Source organism: Blautia luti, from assembly GCF_033096465.1.
GTDB classification, from domain to species: Bacteria; Bacillota; Clostridia; order Lachnospirales; family Lachnospiraceae; genus Blautia_A; species Blautia_A luti.
Genome location: NZ_AP028156.1, coordinates 1 through 23,165, shown reverse-complemented (window position 1 = coordinate 23,165; position 23,165 = coordinate 1). Strand labels below are relative to the sequence as shown.

21 protein-coding genes and 1 riboswitch are annotated in these 23,165 nt (G+C 42.0%); of the genes, 1 reads left to right on the top strand and 20 read right to left on the bottom strand.

Annotated features, from left to right (window positions below):
- Nucleotides 1-28 precede the first annotated feature (28 nt).
- The 13 genes from R8695_RS00105 to R8695_RS00045 form a co-directional block, all read right to left on the bottom strand.
- A complete protein-coding gene (locus tag R8695_RS00105; protein WP_154780173.1) occupies nucleotides 29-769 on the bottom strand; it encodes a tRNA1(Val) (adenine(37)-N6)-methyltransferase in 741 nt (246 codons plus the stop codon).
- Nucleotides 762-1,661: a PSP1 domain-containing protein gene (locus R8695_RS00100; RefSeq protein ID WP_118511889.1), complete on the bottom strand. Its 900-nt coding sequence runs from the start codon at nucleotides 1,659-1,661 to the stop codon at nucleotides 762-764. The genes R8695_RS00105 and R8695_RS00100 overlap by 8 nt, the downstream gene beginning before the upstream one ends.
- 1 nt (nucleotide 1,662) lies before the next feature.
- Nucleotides 1,663-2,652 (bottom strand): DNA polymerase III subunit delta', encoded by a 990-nt coding sequence (gene holB / locus R8695_RS00095; RefSeq protein ID WP_154780172.1) that lies wholly within the window; start codon nucleotides 2,650-2,652, stop codon nucleotides 1,663-1,665.
- A 47-nt stretch (nucleotides 2,653-2,699) separates the two neighbouring features.
- Nucleotides 2,700-3,290 carry a nucleoside/nucleotide kinase family protein gene (locus tag R8695_RS00090; protein ID WP_154780171.1) on the bottom strand — a complete coding sequence of 197 codons (591 nt, stop codon included), beginning with the start codon at nucleotides 3,288-3,290 and terminating at the stop codon, nucleotides 2,700-2,702.
- Between the two features lie 26 nt (nucleotides 3,291-3,316).
- The gene (locus R8695_RS00085) at nucleotides 3,317-4,786 is read right to left on the bottom strand and encodes an aminotransferase class I/II-fold pyridoxal phosphate-dependent enzyme (protein WP_154780170.1); all 1,470 of its coding nucleotides are present in this window, start codon (nucleotides 4,784-4,786) and stop codon (nucleotides 3,317-3,319) included.
- A gap of 49 nt (nucleotides 4,787-4,835) precedes the next feature.
- The gene (locus tag R8695_RS00080) at nucleotides 4,836-5,525 is read right to left on the bottom strand and encodes a response regulator transcription factor (RefSeq protein WP_118511897.1); all 690 of its coding nucleotides are present in this window, start codon (nucleotides 5,523-5,525) and stop codon (nucleotides 4,836-4,838) included.
- Nucleotides 5,522-6,664: a sensor histidine kinase gene (locus tag R8695_RS00075; RefSeq protein WP_118511899.1), complete on the bottom strand. Its 1,143-nt coding sequence runs from the start codon at nucleotides 6,662-6,664 to the stop codon at nucleotides 5,522-5,524. Before R8695_RS00075 ends, R8695_RS00080 begins: the two co-directional genes overlap by 4 nt.
- A gap of 194 nt (nucleotides 6,665-6,858) precedes the next feature.
- Entirely contained in the window at nucleotides 6,859-8,040 is a 1,182-nt protein-coding gene (gene metK, locus R8695_RS00070) for a methionine adenosyltransferase (RefSeq protein ID WP_118511901.1), read from the bottom strand.
- Between the two features lie 115 nt (nucleotides 8,041-8,155).
- Nucleotides 8,156-8,257: riboswitch (SAM riboswitch) on the bottom strand.
- Between the two features lie 104 nt (nucleotides 8,258-8,361).
- Nucleotides 8,362-9,654, bottom strand: a complete 1,293-nt coding sequence (locus R8695_RS00065; RefSeq protein ID WP_118511903.1) for a UDP-N-acetylglucosamine 1-carboxyvinyltransferase — start codon at nucleotides 9,652-9,654, stop codon at nucleotides 8,362-8,364.
- A 187-nt stretch (nucleotides 9,655-9,841) separates the two neighbouring features.
- Entirely contained in the window at nucleotides 9,842-10,342 is a 501-nt protein-coding gene (locus R8695_RS00060; protein ID WP_118511905.1) for a shikimate kinase, read from the bottom strand.
- Nucleotides 10,343-10,387: 45 nt separating this feature from the next.
- A complete protein-coding gene (locus R8695_RS00055; protein WP_154780169.1) occupies nucleotides 10,388-10,978 on the bottom strand; it encodes a flavin reductase family protein in 591 nt (196 codons plus the stop codon).
- 40 nt (nucleotides 10,979-11,018) lie between these two features.
- On the bottom strand, nucleotides 11,019-12,689 hold the full coding sequence (locus tag R8695_RS00050) for a putative manganese-dependent inorganic diphosphatase (RefSeq protein ID WP_154780168.1): 1,671 nt from the start codon (nucleotides 12,687-12,689) through the stop codon (nucleotides 11,019-11,021).
- 20 nt (nucleotides 12,690-12,709) lie between these two features.
- The gene (locus R8695_RS00045; RefSeq protein WP_154780167.1) at nucleotides 12,710-13,615 is read right to left on the bottom strand and encodes a S1 RNA-binding domain-containing protein; all 906 of its coding nucleotides are present in this window, start codon (nucleotides 13,613-13,615) and stop codon (nucleotides 12,710-12,712) included.
- 154 nt (nucleotides 13,616-13,769) lie between these two features.
- On the opposite strand from R8695_RS00045, the gene R8695_RS00040 reads away from it, so the two are divergent.
- Nucleotides 13,770-14,432 (top strand): GTP pyrophosphokinase, encoded by a 663-nt coding sequence (locus R8695_RS00040; RefSeq protein WP_118511913.1) that lies wholly within the window; start codon nucleotides 13,770-13,772, stop codon nucleotides 14,430-14,432.
- 260 nt (nucleotides 14,433-14,692) lie between these two features.
- Here the strand turns inward: R8695_RS00040 and R8695_RS00035 are convergent, their stop codons facing one another.
- The 7 genes from R8695_RS00035 to dnaA all read right to left on the bottom strand — a co-directional run bounded on the left by R8695_RS00035 (nucleotide 14,693) and on the right by dnaA (nucleotide 23,065).
- The gene (locus tag R8695_RS00035; RefSeq protein ID WP_154780166.1) at nucleotides 14,693-15,145 is read right to left on the bottom strand and encodes a DUF1002 domain-containing protein; all 453 of its coding nucleotides are present in this window, start codon (nucleotides 15,143-15,145) and stop codon (nucleotides 14,693-14,695) included.
- A gap of 337 nt (nucleotides 15,146-15,482) precedes the next feature.
- Entirely contained in the window at nucleotides 15,483-16,346 is an 864-nt protein-coding gene (gene rsmA / locus R8695_RS00030; RefSeq protein ID WP_154780165.1) for a 16S rRNA (adenine(1518)-N(6)/adenine(1519)-N(6))-dimethyltransferase RsmA, read from the bottom strand.
- Between the two features lie 56 nt (nucleotides 16,347-16,402).
- The gene (locus R8695_RS00025; protein ID WP_243139499.1) at nucleotides 16,403-18,907 is read right to left on the bottom strand and encodes a tetratricopeptide repeat protein; all 2,505 of its coding nucleotides are present in this window, start codon (nucleotides 18,905-18,907) and stop codon (nucleotides 16,403-16,405) included.
- A gap of 98 nt (nucleotides 18,908-19,005) precedes the next feature.
- Complete coding sequence (recF, locus tag R8695_RS00020; RefSeq protein ID WP_154780163.1) at nucleotides 19,006-20,088, bottom strand: DNA replication/repair protein RecF; 1,083 nt, start codon at nucleotides 20,086-20,088, stop codon at nucleotides 19,006-19,008.
- A 4-nt stretch (nucleotides 20,089-20,092) separates the two neighbouring features.
- On the bottom strand, nucleotides 20,093-20,302 hold the full coding sequence (locus R8695_RS00015; protein ID WP_118511923.1) for an RNA-binding S4 domain-containing protein: 210 nt from the start codon (nucleotides 20,300-20,302) through the stop codon (nucleotides 20,093-20,095).
- 13 nt (nucleotides 20,303-20,315) lie between these two features.
- Nucleotides 20,316-21,431 carry a DNA polymerase III subunit beta gene (gene dnaN, locus R8695_RS00010; protein ID WP_118511925.1) on the bottom strand — a complete coding sequence of 372 codons (1,116 nt, stop codon included), beginning with the start codon at nucleotides 21,429-21,431 and terminating at the stop codon, nucleotides 20,316-20,318.
- Between the two features lie 278 nt (nucleotides 21,432-21,709).
- Complete coding sequence (gene dnaA, locus R8695_RS00005; protein WP_118511927.1) at nucleotides 21,710-23,065, bottom strand: chromosomal replication initiator protein DnaA; 1,356 nt, start codon at nucleotides 23,063-23,065, stop codon at nucleotides 21,710-21,712.
- Between the last annotated feature and the right edge of the window lie 100 nt (nucleotides 23,066-23,165).

Genomic DNA, 23,165 nt, shown 5'->3' with positions numbered 1-23,165 from the left:
TGCCTGAGTCTTTTTTGGAACAGGACTTTCAGATCATATCATAAATTTTCAGTATATTCTCTGTATAGACTCCCGGCTCTTTATATACGATCAGCGGCGGTTCTACTGTAATTCGTGAATTTCCGCCCTTCAGTGCTTCTATGAGAACCATATTAGGTTCCCTGTCTATGTATGGATAGACCAGCTGCATTCTTTTCGGCTCCAGCTTATATTTCGTCAGTACATTCATAATCTCTGCCAGACGAAACGGTCTGTGAACCATGTAAAATCTCCCCCTGTCCCTCAGCACCCTGGCAGCCTGGCTGACTACATCTTCCAGATTGCACAATACTTCATGTCTGGCGATCGCTTTCGGTAAATCCGGGTTTCGCAGCCCGTGCAGCCCGATCATATACGGTGGATTACTGGTCACTACATCAAAAGAAGCTGCCCCAAAAATATCAGCAGCCTCTTTAATATCACCCTGTACGATCCTTACATCCTCTTCCAGATGATTATACCGGACACTGCGCTCTGCCATCTGTGCACATTCTTCCTGTATTTCCAGACCTGTGAATTGTTTTCCCATAGTCTTCGCTTTCAGAAGGATCGGGATGATCCCCGTTCCTGTACCCATATCCAGCGCATTTTCTCCTTTTTTTACCTTCGTAAAGCCGGAAAGAAGAACCGCATCCATCCCAAAGCAGAATTTCTCCGGATCCTGTATCACATAGTATCCATTCTGCAGATCATCTACACGTTCATTTTCCCTTACCAGCTTCTCAGTCATTTAATTTGAAATCTCCCTTTTTATCTTCCAGATTTCCAAGTTCTTTTAATTCTTTATCGGAAACCTTGACTTTCTTTTTACGGGGTTTGAATTTCAGTTCATCTACCGGGAATTCCTGGATCTCTTTTTCATCATTGATCTCTACAATAACTTTCACTCTCTGGCGGAGAACATTTACACTGTGTACAGTTCCCTGCAGTCCGTCCGGTGTTGTAACGAAATCACCTATACCTGGAAGTTTCTTGTTCAGTTCTTCATAAGTTTCCTGTTCATTTTTCAGGCAGCACATCAGTCTTCCGCATACGCCGGAAATCTTTGTCTGGTTCAGGGACAGATTCTGTTCCTTCGCCATCTTGATGGAAACTGGTGCAAACTCTGACAGATAGGTATGACAGCAGAGACATCTGCCGCAGATACCAATTCCTCCCAGGATCTTCGTTTCGTCACGGACGCCGATCTGACGCAGCTCGATACGTGTCTTGAATATTGCAGCCAGATCCTTCACCAGCTGTCTGAAATCAATACGTCCGTCTGCCGTAAAATAAAACAGCACTTTATTATTGTCAAAAGTATATTCCGCATCAATGAGTTTCATTTCCAGTCCATGCTCACGGATCTTCTTCTGACAAATTTTAAACGCATCTTTCTCACGGATACGGTTCTGTGCTTCTCTCTCATTATCTTCTTTCGTGGCAACGCGGAGTACTTCTTTCAGTGGATGTACCACAGATTCATCTCCCACTTCCCTGGGTGCAAGTACAACCTTCCCGTATTCGATACCACGGGCTGTTTCCACGATTACATGATCACCTGCTTTTACCTCGTAATCTTTCGGGCTGAAATAATAAATCTTACCCACATTACGAAATCTTACGCCTACTACTTTCGTCATTCTATTTCTCCCTGATTGTCAGGAACAGCAGTTCCAGAGCAAGTTCAAAATTAACATTCGCATTCAAACGCACCTTGGTCTTCTGTATGGAATCCAGAATCTTCTCCAGGTTCTCATAAGAACGCTGACTGGCCTGTTCCTTGATAAAATTAATTTCCTGTTTAAATACCAGGTTATCGATCTCTTTTGTAGCCTTGAACATCAGAACATCCCTGAACCAGAACTGGAAAATATCCAGATAATCATTAATATTCTGTTTCTCAGCGGAAAGAGCTTTGATCGAATCAGACAGTTCATATACTTCCATTGTGTTAGCATACTTGAGAATCTTCAGCGCATTCTGTGTCATCTCAGCAAATTCCTGGGATGTAGCTGCTTCCTCGGCTCTGCCAATACTTCCCTGTGCGAAAGAAGCATCAATCTCTGCCTGATAATCCGGAATATGAAGATGTTCCATCAGATATTTCTTCACCAGACCATCATCTACTACCTTCAGATCCAGACGCACACATCTTGACTGGATGGTAGGCAGCAGTCCTCCTATATTGCTGGTCAGCAGGATGATCACTGCATATTTCGGCGGTTCTTCGATAGTTTTCAGAAGAGCATTCTGTGCCTGCGGTGTCATAAGGTCTGCATCTGCTACAATATATATTTTATAAGGGCTGTAATACGGCCTTATATCTATGTCATGGATCAGCTGATCACGAATCTCATCAATAGTGATCGTACCTGGTTTCTCATGATTCACCATAATGATATCCGGGTGATTCTTACCCATTGCCTTTTTACAGGAATCACATTTCTGGCAGGGTTCTGTCCCCTGTTCTTCGCATTGAAGGGTTGCTGCAAAAGTTCCTGCCAGTAGCTTCTTGCCAGATCCCGGCTCACCGGTGAAAATATAAGAATGTGAAACTTTCCCTGTTTCGATCGCATTCTTCAAATGTCGGATCACCTCTTCATGTCCTATAATATTATTAAATCCCATCATAAGAATCACCTCTTCAGTCCGTTTTAAGATATTATATCATAAAAAAACTACTGTTGCATAGATTTAACATAATTTACAATTTCTTGTACGCAGGTTTCCAGATCTATGTTCTGAAATCTTTTCCAGATGCCGGCTCTGAGGATATTTTCCTCAGAGAAATCGGACTGGTCAGCAATAAATCTTCTGCACATCTCTTCATACTTCGGATTCGCCTGTTCCCGTTCTCTTTTCAGTGCACGAGAAAGTCTTTCCCCGTCTTCTACCTGTATATAAACAGGACAGACTGCATCCTCTCCGTAGTATTTCTTCATCTTCACAAAGGAATCCAGCGTACCGATTCCCAGATAATCTGATCTTCCCAGATCTACCTGACCGTCATCTGCTGTAAAATAAGTCCAGATTCCATGTACTGTGTGGTACGCCCTGGCCTCTATAAGACAGCCATTTCTTCTGAATTCCTTCAGTTTCTTATCATCTGTGAAATAGTAATTCTTACCGTCCACTTCTCCTGCACGCATGGGACGTGTGGTATACAGAACCAGTGTTTTCAGATTTAATTCTTTATGTGCGGCCAGAAGCGAATAAATTCTGTCCTTCCCTGACGCACTTTTTCCCATAATGTAAAAAATCTTTCCCATTTTTATTCCGACCGCATACCCGGTCTTTACTCCTTTACCGGACTGTCTATTTCCTGCAATCCCTCATTGCGTGCTGCCACGCAGATAGTCTCGCTGGTGCTGTCACTTAATCCCTGCACCTCCAGTCCCTGTTCCATGTATCTTCTCACATTTCTTACGAAATGTCCAGTGACCTGTTCCCCCGGTACAATGATGGGAATTCCCGGCGGATACAGGTATGCAAATTCCCCGCTTACCTTGCCGATACTCTCTTCCAGCGGAAAACGCTTCTGGGGAGCATCCATTGCCTGGGCTATAGTCAGAAGCTGTTTCATTTTGGCATATGAACAGCCTTCCTTCTCTTCTTTACCCTCTTTATCTACCCATTCTGTCTGTCTGTCAATCTGCTCAATGGCATCACATAATCGGTTCAGGCCTTCTTCTGTGTCTCCTACAGCGGCAATGCCCAGTACATATTTCTCTGCCTCCATCTCCATCTCTATATGAAATTCATTCCTCAGTCTGTCGTGGAGCTGTTTTCCGTTAACAGATGTGCCGTCTGTGGCAAAAAGCAGCTTGGATCTGTCATAATCATAAACACTGGTACTGTCCAGCATTTCCGGGCGCACCAGACGGATATGTTCACATTTCATCAGTCTCCGCCTTGCATTCTCCAGTCTCTCTGTAAATTCCCCAAACATCCTGCTGCCGTCCTGCTCCATCTTATCCATACATGCATCTATACTTGCCATAAGAATATAAGATGGGCTGCTTGTCTGATAAATTCCCATAAACCTTTTTATTTTCTCCAGATCTACCCTGTCACTGCATACATGAAGTACTGCTGTCTGTGTCAGAGACGGAAGTGTTTTATGGAAACTCTGTATCACCAAATCCGCTCCCAGCTCTGCAGCAGATGTGGGAAAATATTTCGAAAAATGAAAATGTGCGCCATGAGCCTCATCCACGATCAGCGGAATTCCGAATTTATGTGCTGCATGTGCAATATTCTTCACATCAGAAACAACACCGTCATAAGTAGGTGACGTGATCAGTACTGCCTGTACATCCTGATGTTCCTCCAGATATCTTTCCACACGGGAAGGTGAAATTCCTCCATTTATCCCCAGCCTGGAATCTTCGTGTGGATAAATATAAACAGGTTCTAACTCTCTGAGATACAATGCATGATACACCGCCTTATGACAGTTACGTGCCATAAGGATCCTGCCGCCCTTTCCCACTGCAGCACTTACTGCTGCCAGAAGTGCAGCAGTGCTTCCATTCACACTGAAGAAGCAGCGTTTCGTTCCGTATATCTGTGCAGTATGTTCCTGTGCTTCTTTTATGATTCCTTCTGCATAGTGAAGATTATCAAATCCATAAATCTCTGTAATATCCCTCTCGAAGGGAAATGCTGCTGCCGAAGATTCCGGATTTCTTTTGTGCCCCGGCATATGAAAGGGATAGTAATCCGACTTGCCGTAATTCTCCAGTTTTCTGTATAATCTTTCCATATTTTTCCTTTTCTATTCTTATTCCAGAATCTGTTTTATGCTTCCCAGATCAGACTTTAAATCTGTATCCTACACCCCAGATAGTTTCAATATACTGAGGCTTGGCAGTATTAAATTCAATCTTTTCCCTGATCTTCTTAATGTGCACAGTAACTGTGGCAATATCTCCCACTGATTCCATGTCCCAGATTTCCCGGAACAGTTCTTCTTTCGTAAAGACTCTGTTCGGATTCTCTGCCAGGAAAGTAAGCAGGTCATATTCTTTGGATGTAAACGTAGTTTCTTCACCGTTTACCCACACGCGCCTTGCAGTTTTATCAATTTTGATTCCACGGATCTCTACGATGTCATTCTTCTGTACATTGGAACCGATCAGGCGATTGTATCTTTCCATGTGCGCTTTTACTCTTGCTACCAGTTCACTTGGGCTGAAGGGTTTCGTCATGTAATCATCTGCCCCCAGTCCCAGTCCGCGGATCTTATCGATATCATCTTTCTTCGCGGAAACCATGATGATCGGAGTATTTTTCTCCTGTCTTACCTGGCGACAGATGTCGAAACCGTCCACCTCAGGAAGCATCAGATCCAGAATGATCAGGTCAAATTCTTCGTTCAGTGCCCTGGTAAGTCCTGTATCTCCTCTGTTACATATTTCTACTTCAAATCCGGAAAGTTCCAGATAATCTTTCTCCAGATCTGCGATCGCTTCTTCATCTTCTATGATCAATATTCTGCTCATTTCATTGGTACCTCCTGATATTTTCTAAGAACGAAATACATAATTGTGCCGATTCCAAGCCGGCTTGTAGCCCATACCTTGCCGCCGTGGTCATCCAGGATCTTCTTCACGATGGAAAGCCCGATACCACTTCCGCCTTTAGATGAATTTCTGGAAACATCCGTCCTGTAGAACCGGTCAAAAATACAGGTCAGATCCTTGGCTGCGATTCCCTTCCCATTGTCTTCAATCTCTACCTGTATGAAATCTCCTACATCCTTCACCCTGATCTGTATGATGCCCTTAGGTTTGTCCATATATTTGATAGCATTACTGATGATATTGTGGATCACGCGGCGGATCTGCTCTCCGTCTGCAATTACCAGAACATCACTTTCTACATAATTGGCATATACCAGCTCAATTCCTCTGGTTTCCAGCTCCAATCCCACTTCCTCCGCACAGTCACTGAAATAATCTTCTACATTCAGTTTACTGAAGGTATAAGGGATACGGTTAGTGTCAATCTTGGAATAAAAAGTCAGTTCGTTGATCAGGTGATCCATTTCATTGGTTTTATTATAAATGGTTTTTACATAACGGTCCATTTTCTCCGGAGTATCAGCCACTCCATCCATGATTCCCTCTACATATCCCTTCACCGCAGTGATAGGAGTTTTCAGATCATGGGAAATATTGCTGATCAGTTCTTTATTCTCTTTATCCAGAAGAACTTTTTCCTCTGCGGATTCCTTCAGACGCTTGCGCATTTCCTCGAAATCCCTGCACAGTTCGGAAAACTCATCCTTCCCCTGGACATCCAGAACGAAATCCAGATTTCCCTCTTTAATATTCTGTGTGGCTTTCTTTAATTTCACAAGGGGTGTCGCTATGCTTCTGTAAATCCACAGGCCGATGGACAATGCCGTAAATACCAGAATGACCGTTGCCGTAAACAGCATATCCTTGGCTATCAGCCTTACCTGTGTCTGACTGTTCGATGTTTCCCCTATGGAAATATCATATACCACATCTGAAGAATTCTGTGTCTGATGTGCAAATTTCGTATGGCTCAATCCATATAAACTGGCTGAAAATAAAATCAGCGGCACAAGTATGATCATACAGAATCCTACTATGATCCTTGTTTTTAATTTCATTTAACTCATCCTCTTCTACAGATTTGAGCCAGTTACCTTCCTGTACTGGCTCACTTTCATTTATTATATCATGAATCCCACTCTGCATATCTAAATTTTCTATAAAAAAGACAGAAACCATCCTGCGCAAATATGCGTCAGATGATCTCTGCCTGATAAATCTTTATGTTGTTTTATAAAACCTGTATCTTTTATTATGCCAGATATTTCTTCAGGTCTTCAACTTTGTCCAGATGCTCCCATGGAAGATCTACATCTGTACGTCCGAAGTGTCCGTAAGCTGCTGTCTGTTTGTAGATTGGTCTTCTCAGGTCAAGCATCTTGATGATTCCCGCCGGACGAAGATCGAAATTATCACGGATGATCTCTACCAGTTTCACATCAGAAACTTTTCCTGTTCCAAATGTTTCTACATGAACAGATGTAGGATGAGCTACACCGATCGCATAGGAAAGCTGAATTTCGCATTTGTCAGCAAGTCCTGCTGCTACGATATTCTTAGCTACATAACGAGCTGCATATGCTGCAGAACGGTCAACCTTTGTGCAGTCCTTTCCAGAGAAAGCTCCGCCGCCGTGACGTCCGGATCCGCCGTAAGTATCAACGATGATCTTACGTCCTGTAAGTCCACTGTCACCGTGAGGTCCGCCGATTACAAAACGTCCTGTAGGATTGATGAAGTATTTTGTATCCTCGTCTACCATATCAGCCGGGATGATCTCATCAAATACATATTTCTTAATGTCCTCATGGATCTGCTCCTGAGTTACATCCGGGTCATGCTGTGTAGAGCATACTACTGCATCAATACGGCACGGCTTGCCTTCTGCATCATATTCTACAGTCACCTGTGTTTTTCCATCTGGTCTTAAGTACTTTAATGTGCCGTCTTTACGAACCTTTGTCAGCTGACGTGCAAGCTTATGTGCCATGTTGATCGCATATGGCATATATTCTTCTGTCTCATTGGAAGCATAACCGAATTGGATACCCTGATCTCCTGCACCGATAGCATTGATCTCATCCTCGCCCATCTTGGCTTCCAGTGCCTTATCTACACCAAGTGCGATATCTGCGGACTGTTTGTCCAGAGCAGTGATAACTGCGCAGGTATCTGCATCGAAACCGTATTTACCGCGGTCATATCCTATCTCACGAACTGTATTTCTTACGATCTGCTGAATATCAATATTTGCAGTTGTAGTGATCTCACCCATTACAAGTACAAGACCTGTTGTAGTAGCAGTTTCACATGCAACACGTCCCATTGGATCCTGCTCCATGATAGCATCAAGAATGGCATCTGAAATGGCATCGCACATTTTGTCAGGATGGCCTTCAGTTACAGATTCAGAAGTAAATAAAATTTTCTCCATTGTTTTCTCCTTTTTATTGTAAATGTAATTATCAGTTCTGCCGTCAAGCGGCTGTATACAGTTAACAAAAAGAAACAGCCCGAAGTAATCGGACTGTTTAAATGCCTCAACAATCCTCTTATTGTTCGATCACTCGCTCAGGTTGGCACCTTCCTCCGCAAAAAGGGGTTGCCGTGGCTTCATAGATCCTTTGTATCTCCACCACTCTGAATAAAAGGCTATACTATTTATTAACTTTCATTAAGATTGTTGCACATCATAGAATATACTCAACATAATAGAATGTCAAGCATAATTTATTATTTAAAATATTTTCTCATCTCAACCTACTCTGAGACGGAATTTCTGAATTTCCTTTTCACTGGACACTCTCTCGATTTCAGCACCCAGAGATCTGAGCTTCTCTTCGAAGTTTTCATATCCTCTCTGAATGTAAACAATATCGTCTACTATGGTGATTCCATCTGCTGCCAGACCTGCGATAACAAGAGCTGCACCTGCTCTCAGGTCGGGAGCACTGACTCTGGCTCCGGTCAGCTTCTTTACACCATCAATGATCGCGGAATTTCCTTCCACCTTGATGTTCGCACCCATACGGGAAAGCTCGTCCGCGTATTTGAATCTGTTTTCAAAAATACTCTCTGTTACTATGCTGGTTCCTTCTGCAAGAGCCAGAGTAACAGCGATCTGCGGCTGCATATCTGTAGGATATCCAGGATACGGAAGAGTTTTTACATGAGTACGATGTAATCTGCCTGCAGCACGTACACGTACTGCATCATCAAACTCCTCAACTTCACATCCGATTTCTTCCAGCTTGGCTGTAGTTGCTTCCAGATGTTTCGGAATAACATTCTTTACTGTAACATCTCCACCTGTAGCTGCTGCTGCAAACATGAAAGTTCCTGCTTCGATCTGATCCGGAATAATTGAATATTCTGTACGGTGAAGCTTCTCAACACCTTTAATACGGATCACATCTGTTCCTGCACCCTTGATATTGGCACCCATACTGTTCAGGAAGTTCGCAACATCTACTACATGAGGTTCCCTCGCTGCATTCTCCAGAATTGTGCGACCCGGTGCAAGTGACGCTGCCATCATGATATTGATAGTCGCGCCTACAGAAACAACATCAAGGAAAATATGGCTTCCATGAAGTTCATCTGCTTTCGCAACAATAGCACCGTGCATAATATCAACATCTGCACCAAGTGCTCTGAATCCCTTCAGATGCTGATCAATAGGACGGCTTCCAATATTACATCCGCCTGGAAGCGGTACTTCTGCATGCTTATATTTACCCAGAAGTGCACCAAGCAGATAATAAGAAGCTCTGATCTTCTTGATATATTCATAATCTACACTTACATCACCGATAGTTGATCCATTGATCTTCACTGTAGATTTATCAATACGGTCTACCTGTGCTCCGATACCGGCGATTGCTTCAAGTAACACATTAATATCTCTTACATCCGGCAGGTTTTCAATTAATATAGTTTCGTCAGTCATAATAGCTGCAGCCAGAATTGCCAGCGCCGCATTCTTAGCGCCAGCTATTTCGACCTCACCGACTAACGGGTTTCCACCTTTGATAACGTACTGTTCCATAATACACCTCTATAATTATTTTTACTCCAGGAGCGGAACGCTGCGCGGATACTGGCTATCCGCCTCGCCCAAATGATTATCTTCTTTTTAAGTCAGTTGTATATTATAGCATATAATTATCATTTGTAAATAAAATTTATTTTACCCTGTTCCTCTTCTACATTCACGGGCTGCTTACCAGGTTCCATTATCCGTTATGTATTATCTCCAAAACTGCCTTAAGACTCTCTTCCAAATCTTTCCCCTCTTCGTCTACTACAATATCGGCATATTTCTCGTACAAAGGTACCCTTTCCTCGTACAGATCTGCCAATGTCTGGCCTTCTTTCAACAGGACTCCCCGTCCTCTCAGATTACCCAGACGTTTAGAAAGAGATTCCAGAGATAATTTCAGATACACGACCTGACCAATAGATTTCAGATGCTCCATTGCCTCCGGGCAGTAAATCACGCTTCCTCCCGGAGCAATTACTGTATCTGTTACATGAATAGATGCATTTACACGATTCTCAATTCTTTTAAAACCTTCCGGTCCTTCTTCTGCAATGATCTGTGAAAGCTTTCTTTTCTCTTCTTTCTGGATCACCAGGTCTGTATCCAGGAACTGGTATCCAAGTGCCTTCGCCAGAATTACTCCAATAGTGCTTTTCCCTGAACCGGGCATACCTATTAATGTCACGTTATTCATGTTCATGTCCTTTCATTGTATCACAACTTATTAGCAACTGCAAATCTAACGTTTTCTGCGGTTTCCCGCCTTTTTCTTCTTTTTTACACTGTAGCCGAAAGTCCCCAGGGATTTACCTGTTCCCAGATATTCTCCATGAGAATACACCAGCGGTTTCGCATTATTCAGGTGGAATTTTTTGTTCTCATCCATATAGGCCGGATCTGCATGAACTGCCAGCACATCTGCCAGGAACATATGATGAGATCCCAGTTCCATCACCTGTTTTACCCTGCATTCAATATTTACCGGTGATTCCACGATCATAGGTACTTTTACGAAATCAGCCTTCTCCTTAGTCAGCTTCATTTCTTTAAATTTGTCAACATCTCTGCCTGACCGTACCCCGCAGTAATCTGTGGCATAGGCCAGATCTTCTGTTGTAAGATTGATCACGAATTCCCCTGTTTTCTTCAACATTTCATAGGAAAAACGTGACGGACGCACAGATATGGAAACCATGGGAGGATTGGTACATACCGTCCCCGCCCATGCAATGGTAATGATATTGTCATTTCCTTCTCCATCTGTAACACTTACCATAACTGCCGGAAGTGGATAAAGCATATTCCCGGCTTTCCATGTTTCTTTTGCCATTTTTTTATTTCCAATCTAAATTGTCAGCTTCAGTTCCGGATCAGTTGTAATCATTCTGGCCTGCCTGAGCAGCTTCCATAAGCGCCGGGATCAGCTGTTTCTTACGTGATACCACGCCTTTCAGGTCAAAGGCTCCGTCTACCGGATCCATATGGAACGCAATCTTCGCCATCTCTTCACTGCCATCTCCATAATAAAGAAGTTCTGTAGACTCCTCGATAATATTCGTCAGCATGAAGTAAACTCTGGTGACACCATGGCGTCCGCATTCGCTGACCATAAACGGAACCAGACGCTCTTTGATCACTGCCAGCTCGTCTGTATCCATAGAACTGATCTGTCCTACACCGAAGTTAATATCACCTTCTGCAATGAACTTCTTATAATCCTGATAGAATATTTCTTCCGGAGATTTATCCTTAAGATTACTTCCTGCTTTAAACATCTCTCTGCCAAATTTTTCAATATCAATTCCAGCGATCAGTGCCAGCGCACCTGCTGCCATTTTATCAGACAATGTACAGGTCGGTGAACGGAACATCAACGTATCGGAAATGATCGCAGCGCAGAGAAGTCCTGCTATGGTCGGTGATATCTCCAGCTTCTGTTCTCCGTACATTTCATACAGAATAGTAGCTGTACATCCTACCGGCTGATTTCTGAATGAGATGGGAGTCATCGTCTCTAATGATCCCAGTTTATGATGGTCAATGATCTCCATGATCTCCGCTTTCTCTATATTATCTACAGCCTGATCTTTTTCATTATGATCTACCAGTGCCACTTTTTTCTTATGCATATCCAAGAAATTTCTTCGGGAAATAGTTCCGATACATTTGCCTTTTTTGTTAATAACCGGGAATGCACGATGACGGTGTTTGATCATTTCATTCTGGATATCATCTGTGAAATCTTCAGTACTGAAGGTTACCAGATTATCTGTTTTCATAATATATTTTACCGGAATGCTCTGGTTGATCAGTCTGGCGATGGTAAATGTATCATACGGGGAACGGATAATGATAATCTCCCGTTCATGGGCCAGTTTGATAACTTTTTCCGTAACTTCGATTCCCATTCCCACAATAATACAGCTCACATTCTGGGCAATGGCCTGCAGATGGTCTTCCTCTCTGTCACCCATGATGATCAGGTCATCTTCTTCTACGTAAGCCTTCAGCATCTCTGGATTGGCAGTTCCTACCATAACCTTACCATTGACAAAATATCCATGCTCATTTCCCTCAATCACTGTACCTCCAATGGTCTCTGCGATCCTCTTATACTGGGTCTTCGCTCTGGACAAAAGATAGCTGTCTGTAGTATCCATATAAGTCTTCGCAATATCACCGATAGTAATCAGACCTTCCAGCTGTCCTTCCCTGTCTCTGATCGGAAGAGATACAATACTCTTTTCCATCATCAAGTCCCATGCATTCTTCAGAGACATGCTCTTATCTGCCTCAGGACTCATGCGGATATCCATATCTTTCACCTGAGTTCCGATGTTGGAAAGATATCCCGGTGGCTGCATGCCGAAACGGTTCAGCACATATTCTGTTTCTTCATTGATCTGTCCGGCACGTTTCGCAACATATTTCACCTTCTGCGAAGTCCTGTTTTTAATATCCGCATAAGCAATAGCTGAGCAGATGGAATCAGTATCCGGATTCTTATGTCCTATTACAAATATTCTCTCCTGATTTTTCATTCTGTTCAATCCTCTGCTGATTAATCTAATTTAATATTAGCAAAAAGAGTTCCAAGTGATGTAGTTGCTTCTTCCCCTGAATCCGGAAGTTCTATCACTTCTTCCTCTACTTCTTTCGCCATCATATCTGTGGCTTCTTTAATACTCAGGCTTAATTTGCCATCTTTTACTGCTGTAACTTTTACCTTCACTTTATCTCCTACAGCGAGAACTTCTGATGGTTTTTTGATCCTTTTTTCGCAGATCTGTGAAATATGGACCAGTCCGGACAGTCCATTGCCCAGATCAACGAAAGCTCCGTAAGGCTGAAGACTCTCTACCACACCTTCTGTGACCAGTCCTACCTGTACATTGGAAACTTTATTTCTTCTCTCTTCCTCTGCTTTCTCTCTTAATATTTCCCGTGCTGAAAGAATTAATCTCTTATTTTCTTTTTCTACATCAAATACACGAACCTGGATGGGTTTATTCAGATACTCATTGGTATCTTCTACATAGCTTAAAGCCAGCTTGGATGCCGGGATAAATCCGCGTACACCTTCTACATAAGCAATAACGCCTCCATTTACCACTCCTTTGACAACCACATCCAGAATCTCTCCTGATTTCTTCAGTTCCTGCAGCTTATCCCATGCCAGAACATCCGCTGCCTCTACTCTGGATAACAGAATATTTCCCTGTCCGTCATCTGTTCTTATTACTGTGGCAGATACTTCATCTCCTGGATGAACTTCATCCTTCAGGGAAAATCCCGGTTCTCTGCTGTAATCTTCAGCAGGAATGATTCCCTCTGCATAATATTTCAGATCAACTGTTACTTCTTTTTCATCTACACTGATCACAGTACCTGTAAGAATATCACCTTCCTCAATTTTCTTGAAGGAAGCTTCCAGTTCATTTTCATAATCTTTCATTGATTCAGCCATTATCTGTTCTCCTTTACCCGAAAAATTATATAACGTCAATATTTTGGCAACATTATAGCACAACCCCGAGAATAATGGAAATCTGAATTTCCAAACGAAAGGTTATATGGTATAATAAACTTGTATTTTTTTTCATACAGAAAGGAACCAACAGATGAATTATGATTCCGTCCCTCTGCGGGACTTCAAAGAACTGAACGACTGGGAGACTGTCATGTTCGTATACCAGTCAGCCCTGAAACAGATCAATACGAAAATTGACATCTTAAACGATGAATTTCAGCACCGTCATAAATATAATCCTATCGAGCATGTGAAATCCAGGATCAAAACTCCTGAAAGCATTGTGAAGAAACTGAAACGTCACGGTTATGATTCCAGCATAGAGAACATGGTCCGCTATGTGAACGATATTGCAGGCATCCGGATCAGCTGTTCTTTTACCTCTGATATCTACCTCATTGCAGATATGATCTCCAAACAGAACGACCTGACTATCCTCGCCAGACGCGATTATATGAAAAACCCCAAGAAAAGCGGTTACAGAAGCTACCATATGCTGGTAACCACTCCGGTCTTCCTCTCAGACAGCATTATTGACACGAAAGTGGAGATCCAGATCCGTACTGTAGCCCAGGATTTCTGGGCCACACTGGAGCATAAAATGCATTACAAATTCGAAGGTGACGGACCTGACTACATTACGAAGGAACTTCGGGAATGTGCAAGATATGTCGCAGAGCTTGACCAGCGTATGGAGGAACTGAACAACGAAATCCAGAAATACGGAAAAATAAATAAAACTCCTGAGGTGTAACTTCAGGAGCTTTTATATGCAGAAAATCCCCGTAAAACGAGGAGTGCCCCGGCAGTGGTTTACCGGGGCTATTATTATGAAAAAAATTTATGTGTAATGATAACACATTACAACGTCTTTCGTAGGTTCTTTCGAACTGTTTATATAATAGCAATTAATTATGAATAAATTATGAACGCGCGGTTAACTTTCCGTTTATTTGCACAATTTTCTATTTGATTTTATATTTTTTTTATAAATTTTCACATATATTTCTTATATCAGTTCAAAAGGCTCTTAGCGAAATCAACCAGCTTGTGCAGAATTCCTTTTACCTCTTCTTTGCCGATTCCCATCTCCTGCAGTTTGTCATAAACCTTTGTTACTGTACTTCTCAGCTGTTCTTCATCGATGTTGGTATCTTTCACTTTTTTCACAATAGTGATCAGTTTATTCTCTTCTTCCTCTGTAAGACTTACTCCCGCAGTATTCTCTCCTGCCTGGATGATCTCCCGGATCTGATCATCAGAAATATCCTGCTGTGCGATCTGATCCTTGGCATACATGATGATATCCACTACTGCATCCGGATCTGAAACCAGGGAATCAATTTCATTATCTGTGATGATTTCCTGTACTGTATCGGCAGCATCAGACGCCATAACAGATGCCGCCGGTGCTGTACACATAAGTACACCTGCCATGATCAGTACTCCAATTTTCTTTATTTTCATTTTAATTACCTCCATAATTACAATCAGTCTGAAGACCTGTTTCAATTTACCGGGACATTATAACACACCTTCCGGATCTTCTGTAAAATCAATATCCTTCACAAAACCTTTGACGTTTGTTCAAATTTTTTTCACAAGTTACACACGATTCTATCATAATTTCCCTATATACTAACAGTTGTAAAAGTAATACAGCCAACATTATTTTTACAAAATTTCTTTTTCATATGTTGATTGCCCAAAAGGCAATTAACTCTCCTTCCTTTTAAAAAATAAATTTGAACGTAACAAAAAAGCATCCGACCAGCCATCGGATGCTTTTTCCGTTATTCAAAAGCTATTCAAATGCATTTGCCAGCTGCGCAAACTGCTCCAGTGTAAGAGCCTCTCCTCTTACAGTCAGTGACAGTCCACAATTGACTAAGGCCTGTTCTATTTCCTCTTTGGAGAAATGAAGTTCCGGAGAATTCTTCAGTCCGTTTACCAGAGTTTTTCTTCTCTGGTTAAAAGATGCCCGGATCAGTCTGAACATCAGTTTCTCATCCTTTACCTGAACCGGTGGCTGTTCATATCTTTCCAGACGGATCACTGCACTTCCCACCTTCGGTCTGGGCATAAAACAGTTCGGCGGTACATTTGCCACGATCTCAGGTCTGGCATAATACTGCACAGCCAGGGACAAAGCCCCGTAATCCTTGGTGCCCGGACCTACCTGCATCCTGTCTGCCACTTCTTTCTGCACCATAATGGTAATGGACTCAATAGGAACCTGATTCTCAAACAATCCCATAATAATAGGGGTAGTAATGTAATACGGCAGATTTGCCACCACCTTAATGGGACGTCCCTGATTCTTCTCCAGTGCCAGCTGCCTGATGTCCACCTTCAGGATGTCATTATTGATAACTGTTACGTTATTCCATTCCTTCAGTGTGTCCTGAAGGATAGGAATCAGTGTTTTATCGATTTCTACTGCTGCAACTTCTCTTGCCGCTTCTGCAAGATACTGTGTCATGGTTCCGATTCCAGGACCGATCTCCAGCACAAAATCATCCTTCGTGATCTCTGCAGATGCGATTATTTTCTCCAGAACATGGGTATCGATCAGAAAGTTCTGACCAAACCGTTTCTGGAATGCAAAGTTATATTTCTGAAGTACCTCTATGGTACGTTTCGGATCTCCGAGATAAGGTCTGGCCATACTCATTACTTCCCTTTCATCTGACTTAATATCTGTTTTTATTTATAAAATCTTTCTTATTTACTGAAATCTTTCTCATACAGAACGATATATCCGTCTTTATCTATACGTTTTTTGGAAATATTACGCTGGAATTTACGGATTCCTCCCTGTGATTTCACAATCGCAGCATCGATAAGATCCTTAACTGCACCTACATTCATAGGCTGGTCTTCTTTCTGATTAATGCCGATAAGATTATATAATGCCAGCATTCCCATCTGATCTATTGCATATCCGTTCTCTTTCGTATACACTCTGGCGAAATTCACAAGTTCATCATTGGTAAATACCGGAATATTTATCATTGAAGTAAACTTCTGTGCCAATTTCGGGAATCTGGCCATAAACTTACGCATTCCGATCTTTTCGTCTTCTACGATCACAGTCAGTCCGTCTGTATTGGCTTCCATCGCCTTATCCAGCATTTCCACTGTTTCCGGTGTAAGCTGGTTTGCATTTTCAATAACCAGGAAACCTCCTGCCAGCTTGCTGAATATTTTATAAATATTCTTTCCGTTTATCTGATCAGCGAATACATAGGCCACTTTGGATGCTTCCAGGTTCAGTTCCTTACAGATTGCAGGGATCATCCCTGAGATCAGTCTGGTCTTTCCGCACTCTCTGCCACCCATGACAATAATATTTCCTGTTTTCGATGTTCTGTCGGCAGCAGCCATCTGAACATCGCATAAAGTATCGATAAGCTGGTCTTTCATTCCAGGAACTTTCACGAAATATGTAAACAGCTGCTTTTCTTCATCTGTAAGTGCCTTTTCCCTCGGTACTATGTTAAGAGGATCCTTCTCATTTTCCGGTGTCAGAGATTCTATGAAACGTTCCAGTTCCTCTTCCTCTGTAAGTTCTTCTTCCTCATCAGGAATCTCCGGGATTACGAGACTGTCATCTTCCTGGGTTTCTTCTGGTTCCTGAGATTCCTGAACCGCAGGTTCTTCCTTCTTCTCAGGTCCCCGCAGAAACTCTGCTTCTGCACTCTGCAGATCCTCTTCTGTAAGAGTTTCCTCTTCATCATCGGATAAGAAATCCGGCATTTTCGTTACATCAGTCAGTTCTTCTGATTCTTCATCCAAAATATCCATATTCAGGAAATCTGGTTCTTCTAGTTCCGGTTCTGTCTTCTCTGGTTCTTCATTTGTCTCCGGAGCTTTTTCATATTCCTGAACTTCTTCCTGTTTCTCTGCCGTAACTTCCTCTTTTACTTCTTCTGGCTTTTCATCCGGAATTTCGATTCCCTGTGCAGTTGCCGCAGCAAGAATGCTGTCCTCCAGATTAAATTCTCCACTTGCACTCTGTGAAAAACCTGTTTTTGGAAGATCCGGAACCTTCGGTGCACTGCTCATTTCCATATTTTTCATGGACTTCGGTATTTTTAATTCCGGAAGTTTCATTGTTTTGGAAAAATCGGCAGGATCCATCTGCGGTTTCTGTTCTTCTTTTACTTCTTTCTCTTTTACAACCGGACTTTCACCTGGTTTGGCAGGTTCTGCTTCCAGCTCCGGTACATTCTCCGGTTCCTGCTCTGATACATCACTCTTTATGATCTCTTCAGGAATATCTCCTGGAATATCTTCAGAAATATCCTCAGAAATATTTTCCTTTACCAGATTCTGAGACTCCCCTTCCATGACAGAGTCCATAGAATCTTCTTCCTTCTTCTTTCCACCGCCGAAAATATCCCGGATTCCCTTGGAAATTTTGTCCTGAATGCTTTCCATATCGCTGAGACTCTCTTCCGTAACCGGAATACTCTCAATTTCCTGTCCTGAAGAAACTGAACTTACAGCTGCTTTTTCTTCTGCGGAATCTTCAGACTGTTTGTCTGTCTCTTTTTCCTCTTCTGTTTTCTTCAGATTCATGTTTTTCGCTTCTTCCGGAGTGATCAGCTTCGGAACAAACTGTTTCTCATATTTGGCTTTCTCTTCCCCTGTAAGTTCACCCATACGCAGTTTCAGATCATATGCTTTCATAACAAATTTTCCTTCACTGAACCACAGAATGATCTCATTGCATAAATCCAGACACTTCTGCTTCTCTCCTGCCTTATAATACAGGGTCGCCAGCTCATAGGACCACTTTTCCGTAAATTCCTGTTCTTTATATTCTTCCAGAATCCTGATCTGCTCATTTATAGAAATATCTTTTGCTTTCGCGATCTTATACTGAAGGATATACTGGGTAGTATCGTTAGATGCCACCTGCCTGTACTCATCGAAAAATTCTTCTGCTTCGTTGATATCTTTCATCTTCAGAGATATCTCGATCAGACGGTACAGAATATTTTTACCGATAGACGCTTTATGATATGCCAGTAAAAAAATTTCCTTACTGTCCTCATATCTGCCATTGGCAGCATAAATCTCACCAACTACGCACAGAGTCCGGACGTTTTTGACACGGCGCCAGTCAATACTGTCAACAATCCCCATGGCACCTTTATAGTCCTTCTTCTGAACCAGTTTATTGATCTCTTCCAGTTTTATCCGAAATTCTTCCTTGTCCAACGTATTCACCAACTTTCCATAATTGGTTACTGTTCACTCCAGTAACCATAATTGTCCTCAGTGTAACATAAGCCCCTATCCTTGTCAAAAGATATTCATCAGGGCTGACAGACCGTTCCCTGAACCACCTGAAAGACCTTGTTTATATGGAACTGATGACTGACAAAATCATCCAGCCCCGTACAGGTGATCATGGTCTGAATATCATGAATGCTCTCCAGAAGATAATTCTGTCTGCTGCTGTCCAGTTCAGACAAAACATCATCCAGAAGCAGGATCGGCGTATCTTTTATTTTTCTCTCCACAATGTATATTTCTGACAGCTTCAGCGAAAGCGCCGCTGTACGCTGCTGACCCTGAGATCCATATCTACGGATATCAATCCCGTTGGCCCTGACACACAGATCATCCCTGTGAGGACCGGCACTGGTTATTTTCATCCGCATATCCCTCTCCCTGTTCCGGGCAGTTACCAGTTCCAGCTCTTCGGCTGTACAGCTTGGCTCATATATGATCTCCAGTGTTTCAGCCTGGCCAGTCAGATTCCTGTGGATCTCCTGAATGATCCCATTAAGTTCTTCTACGAATTTCTGACGTTTCTCTATGATCCTGCGGCCGTATTCTGCCATCTGCATATCCCAGATTTCCAGAGTCCCCTTCAGATCCGGTTTCACATACAGGTCCTTCAGAAGCTTATTCCTCTGATTCACAATATGATTATAGGAGGCCAGGTCCGTCAGATATATCTTATCAAGCTGACAAAGCTCCAGATCAAGAAATCTGCGTCTTTCCCCTGGACCGTTTTTAATAATATTTAAATCCTCGGGAGAAAAGAACACCATATTTACCACACCGAACAATTCACTGGCCTTCCTGATGGGCAGACCATTGATTGCTACACCCTTGGCCTTGTTCCGCCGCAGATGCATGTCTACTTTATATGACATCTCATTTCTTCTGACCATCATCCGGATATGTGCTTCATCCTGCCCGAAATGGATGATCTCCTTATCTTTGCTTCCTTTATGTGACTTGGTAGTCCCGCATAAATAAAGAGATTCCAGGATATTCGTTTTCCCCTGGGCATTATTTCCGTAAAAAATATTGGTTCCCTGATCAAAATCAAGCTCCAGGGAATCATAGTTTCTGAAATTTTTTAACTGAACGGATTCAATATACATTCGCTTACCTGACTACTTTAATTTCTTTTCCATCATAAGAAACCACATCACCTTCATAGACCTTCCGGCCGCGGCGGTCATCCATTTCTCCGTTCACTTTTACCAGACCGTCAGTGATCACATATTTCGCTTCTACCCCATCCTGTACCAGATCCGCAAGTTTCAGCAGCTGCCCCAGTTTTATAAATTCATCTCTGATTCTGATCTCTTCCATTTTCATTTACTCCCTATCTTGCCTGATTCTGGTTGATATTTACCGGCAGAATCAGATATGTGTAATTTTCCTCATCATCTCTGATAAAGCATGGTGCTTTTGGATTCACGAGGTAGATATTGATTGTTTCATCATCAATGACTTTCAGTGCATCGATCAGGAATCTCGGGTTAAAGCCGATCAGGATATCTTTTCCCTCTTTTACAATATCAATACTTTCATTCATGGATCCCATAGCAGAATCGATGCGCAGCTCCATGCTATTATCAGTGATTTCAATGATGATCGGTTTCTTTTCGCCCTCTCTTACCAGAAGTGTGGCTCTGTCAATACAGTCCAGGAATTCCTTTTTATTAATATTGATCTTTGTTTCATAATCACTGGAAAGCATCTGGTCGATACGGAAATATTCTCCTTCGATCAGTCTGGATACCACGATAGTCTGGTCAAACTCAAATAAAATGTGATTTTTTGAAAAATAAATATTAACCAGGTCATCCAGTTCTCCTGAAAGGATCTTGCTGACCTCATTTAAAGTTTTACCTGGAACAACAACCTTTCTGTCAGAGTAATCTTTCTTCAGTTCCATGCGTCTGATAGCAATACGGTGTCCATCCAGAGAAACTATTTTCAGATAATTATCTTTAATTTCAAACAGTTCACCAGTCATTAATTTGTTTGTTTCATTAGATGCAATTGAGAAAATTGTCTGACGAATCATTTCCTTTAATGTAAACTGGGAAATCGTAAGGCTCTCTTCTCTTTCAATAATTGGGAGATACGCAAAATCTTCTCCTGATTTTCCAGGAATTGTAAATTTCGCTTTCTCGCAGGTAATGGTGGCAGTAAGTTTATCATCTGTTTTTATAGTAACATTGTTGTCTGGAAGTCTTCGGATGATTTCATAGAAGATTTTGGCATCCAGAGCTATAATACCTTTTTCTTCAATCTCTCCCTCCACAATAGTTTCAATTCCCAGTTCCATATCGTTGGTAGTAAATTTAATCTGATTTGTTGTTGCATCGATCAAAATACATTCCAGGATTGGCATGGTTGTTTTTGATGGTACTGCTTTCAGGGAGATACTTACACTTTTGAGTAAGTTATTTTTGGAACATATGATTTTCATAATGTGTATAACTTCCTTTCTGATGGATGTGTGTTTTTTATAGAGAATTATATAAAAGAAGTCCGCCGTCACCGCCGTAGGGGATGTGAATATGTGAAAAACTCCCACGGTGGTTGATTTTTAAAGGTTTTCGGATATGGATAACTTCGTGTACAGACCTACTTAAAGTATGTGAATAACTTGTGTAAAACTTAAAGCCCGAAATTGTGGCAAAAAGTTATTCACACTTATACACATTCAATCAACATCTTATACACATGTTATACAGATAGTTATCCTCATCCCTGTGGATTAATCTTTTTCTTTAAGGTATCAATGGTATTTTTCAGGTTTTCATCGTTTTCGATTTCATGTTCGATCTTATCAATACCGTGCATAATAGTGGTATGGTCGCGGTTTCCTAGACATTTACCAATGGATTTCAGTGGTGTGGATATGATTTCTCTGCAGAGATACATGGCAATCTGTCGCGGCATAACGATCTTCGAGTTTCTTTTATTTCCGGAGAGGTCATTTACAGAGACGTCAAAGTGTTCTGCTACCATAGATATGATGTAATCTGGTGTGATCACTTTCTTTTCGTCCGGTGAGATAATATCTTTCAGTGCCTGTTCCGCAAGTTCCAGTGTAACTTCTTTCTTTTCAAGCTTGGCGAATGCCATGACTTTGTTGATAGCGCCTTCCAGTTCACGGATATTGGATTTTATATTATTGGCAATGTATTTGATAACATCTTCATTAATATCATAGCCGTCCATTTCTTCTTTTTTATGAAGGATCGCCATTCGGGTTTCATAATCCGGCAGTGTAATATCTGCGATCAGGCCCCATTCGAATCTGGAACGGAATCGTTCTTCCAGGATTTCCATATCTTTCGGCGGTTTATCTGAGGAAATGATGATCTGCTTTTTCGCACTGTGCAGACTGTTAAAGGTGTGGAAAAATTCCTCCTGTGTAGATTCCTTTCCTATAATAAACTGAATATCATCGACCAAAAGAACATCAATATTTCTGTATTTTTCACGGAACTTGGTCATTGCCGAGTTATTTCCGTTACGGATTGTTTCGATCAGTTCGTTTGTAAACTCCTCACTGGTAACATAAAGTACCTTGCTGTTTTCATCATGATCAATGATGAAGTGAGCGATGGAATGCATAAGATGGGTTTTCCCCAGTCCTGCACCTCCGTAGATAAACAGCGGATTATAGGTATCTCCGGGAGATTCTGCTACTGCCAGTGCTGCTGCCTGTGCGAATTTGTTATTGCTTCCTACTACGAAAGTGTCGAACGTGTATTTCGGATTCAGGTGTGCTTCTTCACAGCGGGCATCCTGAGACTGTGCTTTCGGTGCTGCTGCCTGTTTTTTCGGTACATCTTCCGGTAAAATAAAGTTGATATCGCAGTTTTCCATTCCGGTTACTTCACTGATAGTAACCTGGAGAGGCAGTTTATATTTTTTACTTATATAATTAAGCCCCACCTGTTCTGATGGAACGATGATGGTCACAACATTCCCTTCAACCTGGTAAACAGTGAGGGGTTTCAGCCAGGTATTGAAGGAAACGTCGGAGAGGTCATGTTCAGTTTTGACTATTTGCAGGATTTCATCCCATTTTTCCACAACTTTGTTCATTTTTGGTTCTCCTGGTTCGCTTTACTTCTATAATAAATGTGTCTGCGAGCTGTTTTTTCAACAGACTCAGTCCGTATTCTTTAAAAAAGACATAAATATC

Bases quoted from the DNA above. Each gene is read 5' to 3' on its own strand.
- R8695_RS00075 (WP_118511899.1), bottom strand. From the start codon at position 6,664: ATGAAATTAAAAACAAGGATCATAGTAGGATTCTGTATGATCATACTT.
- dnaN (WP_118511925.1), bottom strand. From the start codon at position 21,431: ATGAAAATCATATGTTCCAAAAATAACTTACTCAAAAGTGTAAGTATC.
- R8695_RS00085 (WP_154780170.1), bottom strand. From the start codon at position 4,786: ATGGAAAGATTATACAGAAAACTGGAGAATTACGGCAAGTCGGATTAC.
- R8695_RS00035 (WP_154780166.1), bottom strand. From the start codon at position 15,145: ATGAAAATAAAGAAAATTGGAGTACTGATCATGGCAGGTGTACTTATG.
- R8695_RS00080 (WP_118511897.1), bottom strand. From the start codon at position 5,525: ATGAGCAGAATATTGATCATAGAAGATGAAGAAGCGATCGCAGATCTG.
- dnaA (WP_118511927.1), bottom strand. From the start codon at position 23,065: ATGAACAAAGTTGTGGAAAAATGGGATGAAATCCTGCAAATAGTCAAA.
- rsmA (WP_154780165.1), bottom strand. From the start codon at position 16,346: ATGGCCAGACCTTATCTCGGAGATCCGAAACGTACCATAGAGGTACTT.
- recF (WP_154780163.1), bottom strand. From the start codon at position 20,088: ATGTATATTGAATCCGTTCAGTTAAAAAATTTCAGAAACTATGATTCC.
- R8695_RS00015 (WP_118511923.1), bottom strand. From the start codon at position 20,302: ATGGAAGAGATCAGAATCAGAGATGAATTTATAAAACTGGGGCAGCTG.
- R8695_RS00050 (WP_154780168.1), bottom strand. From the start codon at position 12,689: ATGAAAAATCAGGAGAGAATATTTGTAATAGGACATAAGAATCCGGAT.
- metK (WP_118511901.1), bottom strand. From the start codon at position 8,040: ATGGAGAAAATTTTATTTACTTCTGAATCTGTAACTGAAGGCCATCCT.
- R8695_RS00090 (WP_154780171.1), bottom strand. From the start codon at position 3,290: ATGGGAAAGATTTTTTACATTATGGGAAAAAGTGCGTCAGGGAAGGAC.
- R8695_RS00060 (WP_118511905.1), bottom strand. From the start codon at position 10,342: ATGAATAACGTGACATTAATAGGTATGCCCGGTTCAGGGAAAAGCACT.
- R8695_RS00045 (WP_154780167.1), bottom strand. From the start codon at position 13,615: ATGGCTGAATCAATGAAAGATTATGAAAATGAACTGGAAGCTTCCTTC.
- holB (WP_154780172.1), bottom strand. From the start codon at position 2,652: ATGATGGGATTTAATAATATTATAGGACATGAAGAGGTGATCCGACAT.
- R8695_RS00040 (WP_118511913.1), top strand. From the start codon at position 13,770: ATGAATTATGATTCCGTCCCTCTGCGGGACTTCAAAGAACTGAACGAC.
- R8695_RS00055 (WP_154780169.1), bottom strand. From the start codon at position 10,978: ATGGCAAAAGAAACATGGAAAGCCGGGAATATGCTTTATCCACTTCCG.
- R8695_RS00105 (WP_154780173.1), bottom strand. From the start codon at position 769: ATGACTGAGAAGCTGGTAAGGGAAAATGAACGTGTAGATGATCTGCAG.
- R8695_RS00100 (WP_118511889.1), bottom strand. From the start codon at position 1,661: ATGACGAAAGTAGTAGGCGTAAGATTTCGTAATGTGGGTAAGATTTAT.
- R8695_RS00065 (WP_118511903.1), bottom strand. From the start codon at position 9,654: ATGGAACAGTACGTTATCAAAGGTGGAAACCCGTTAGTCGGTGAGGTC.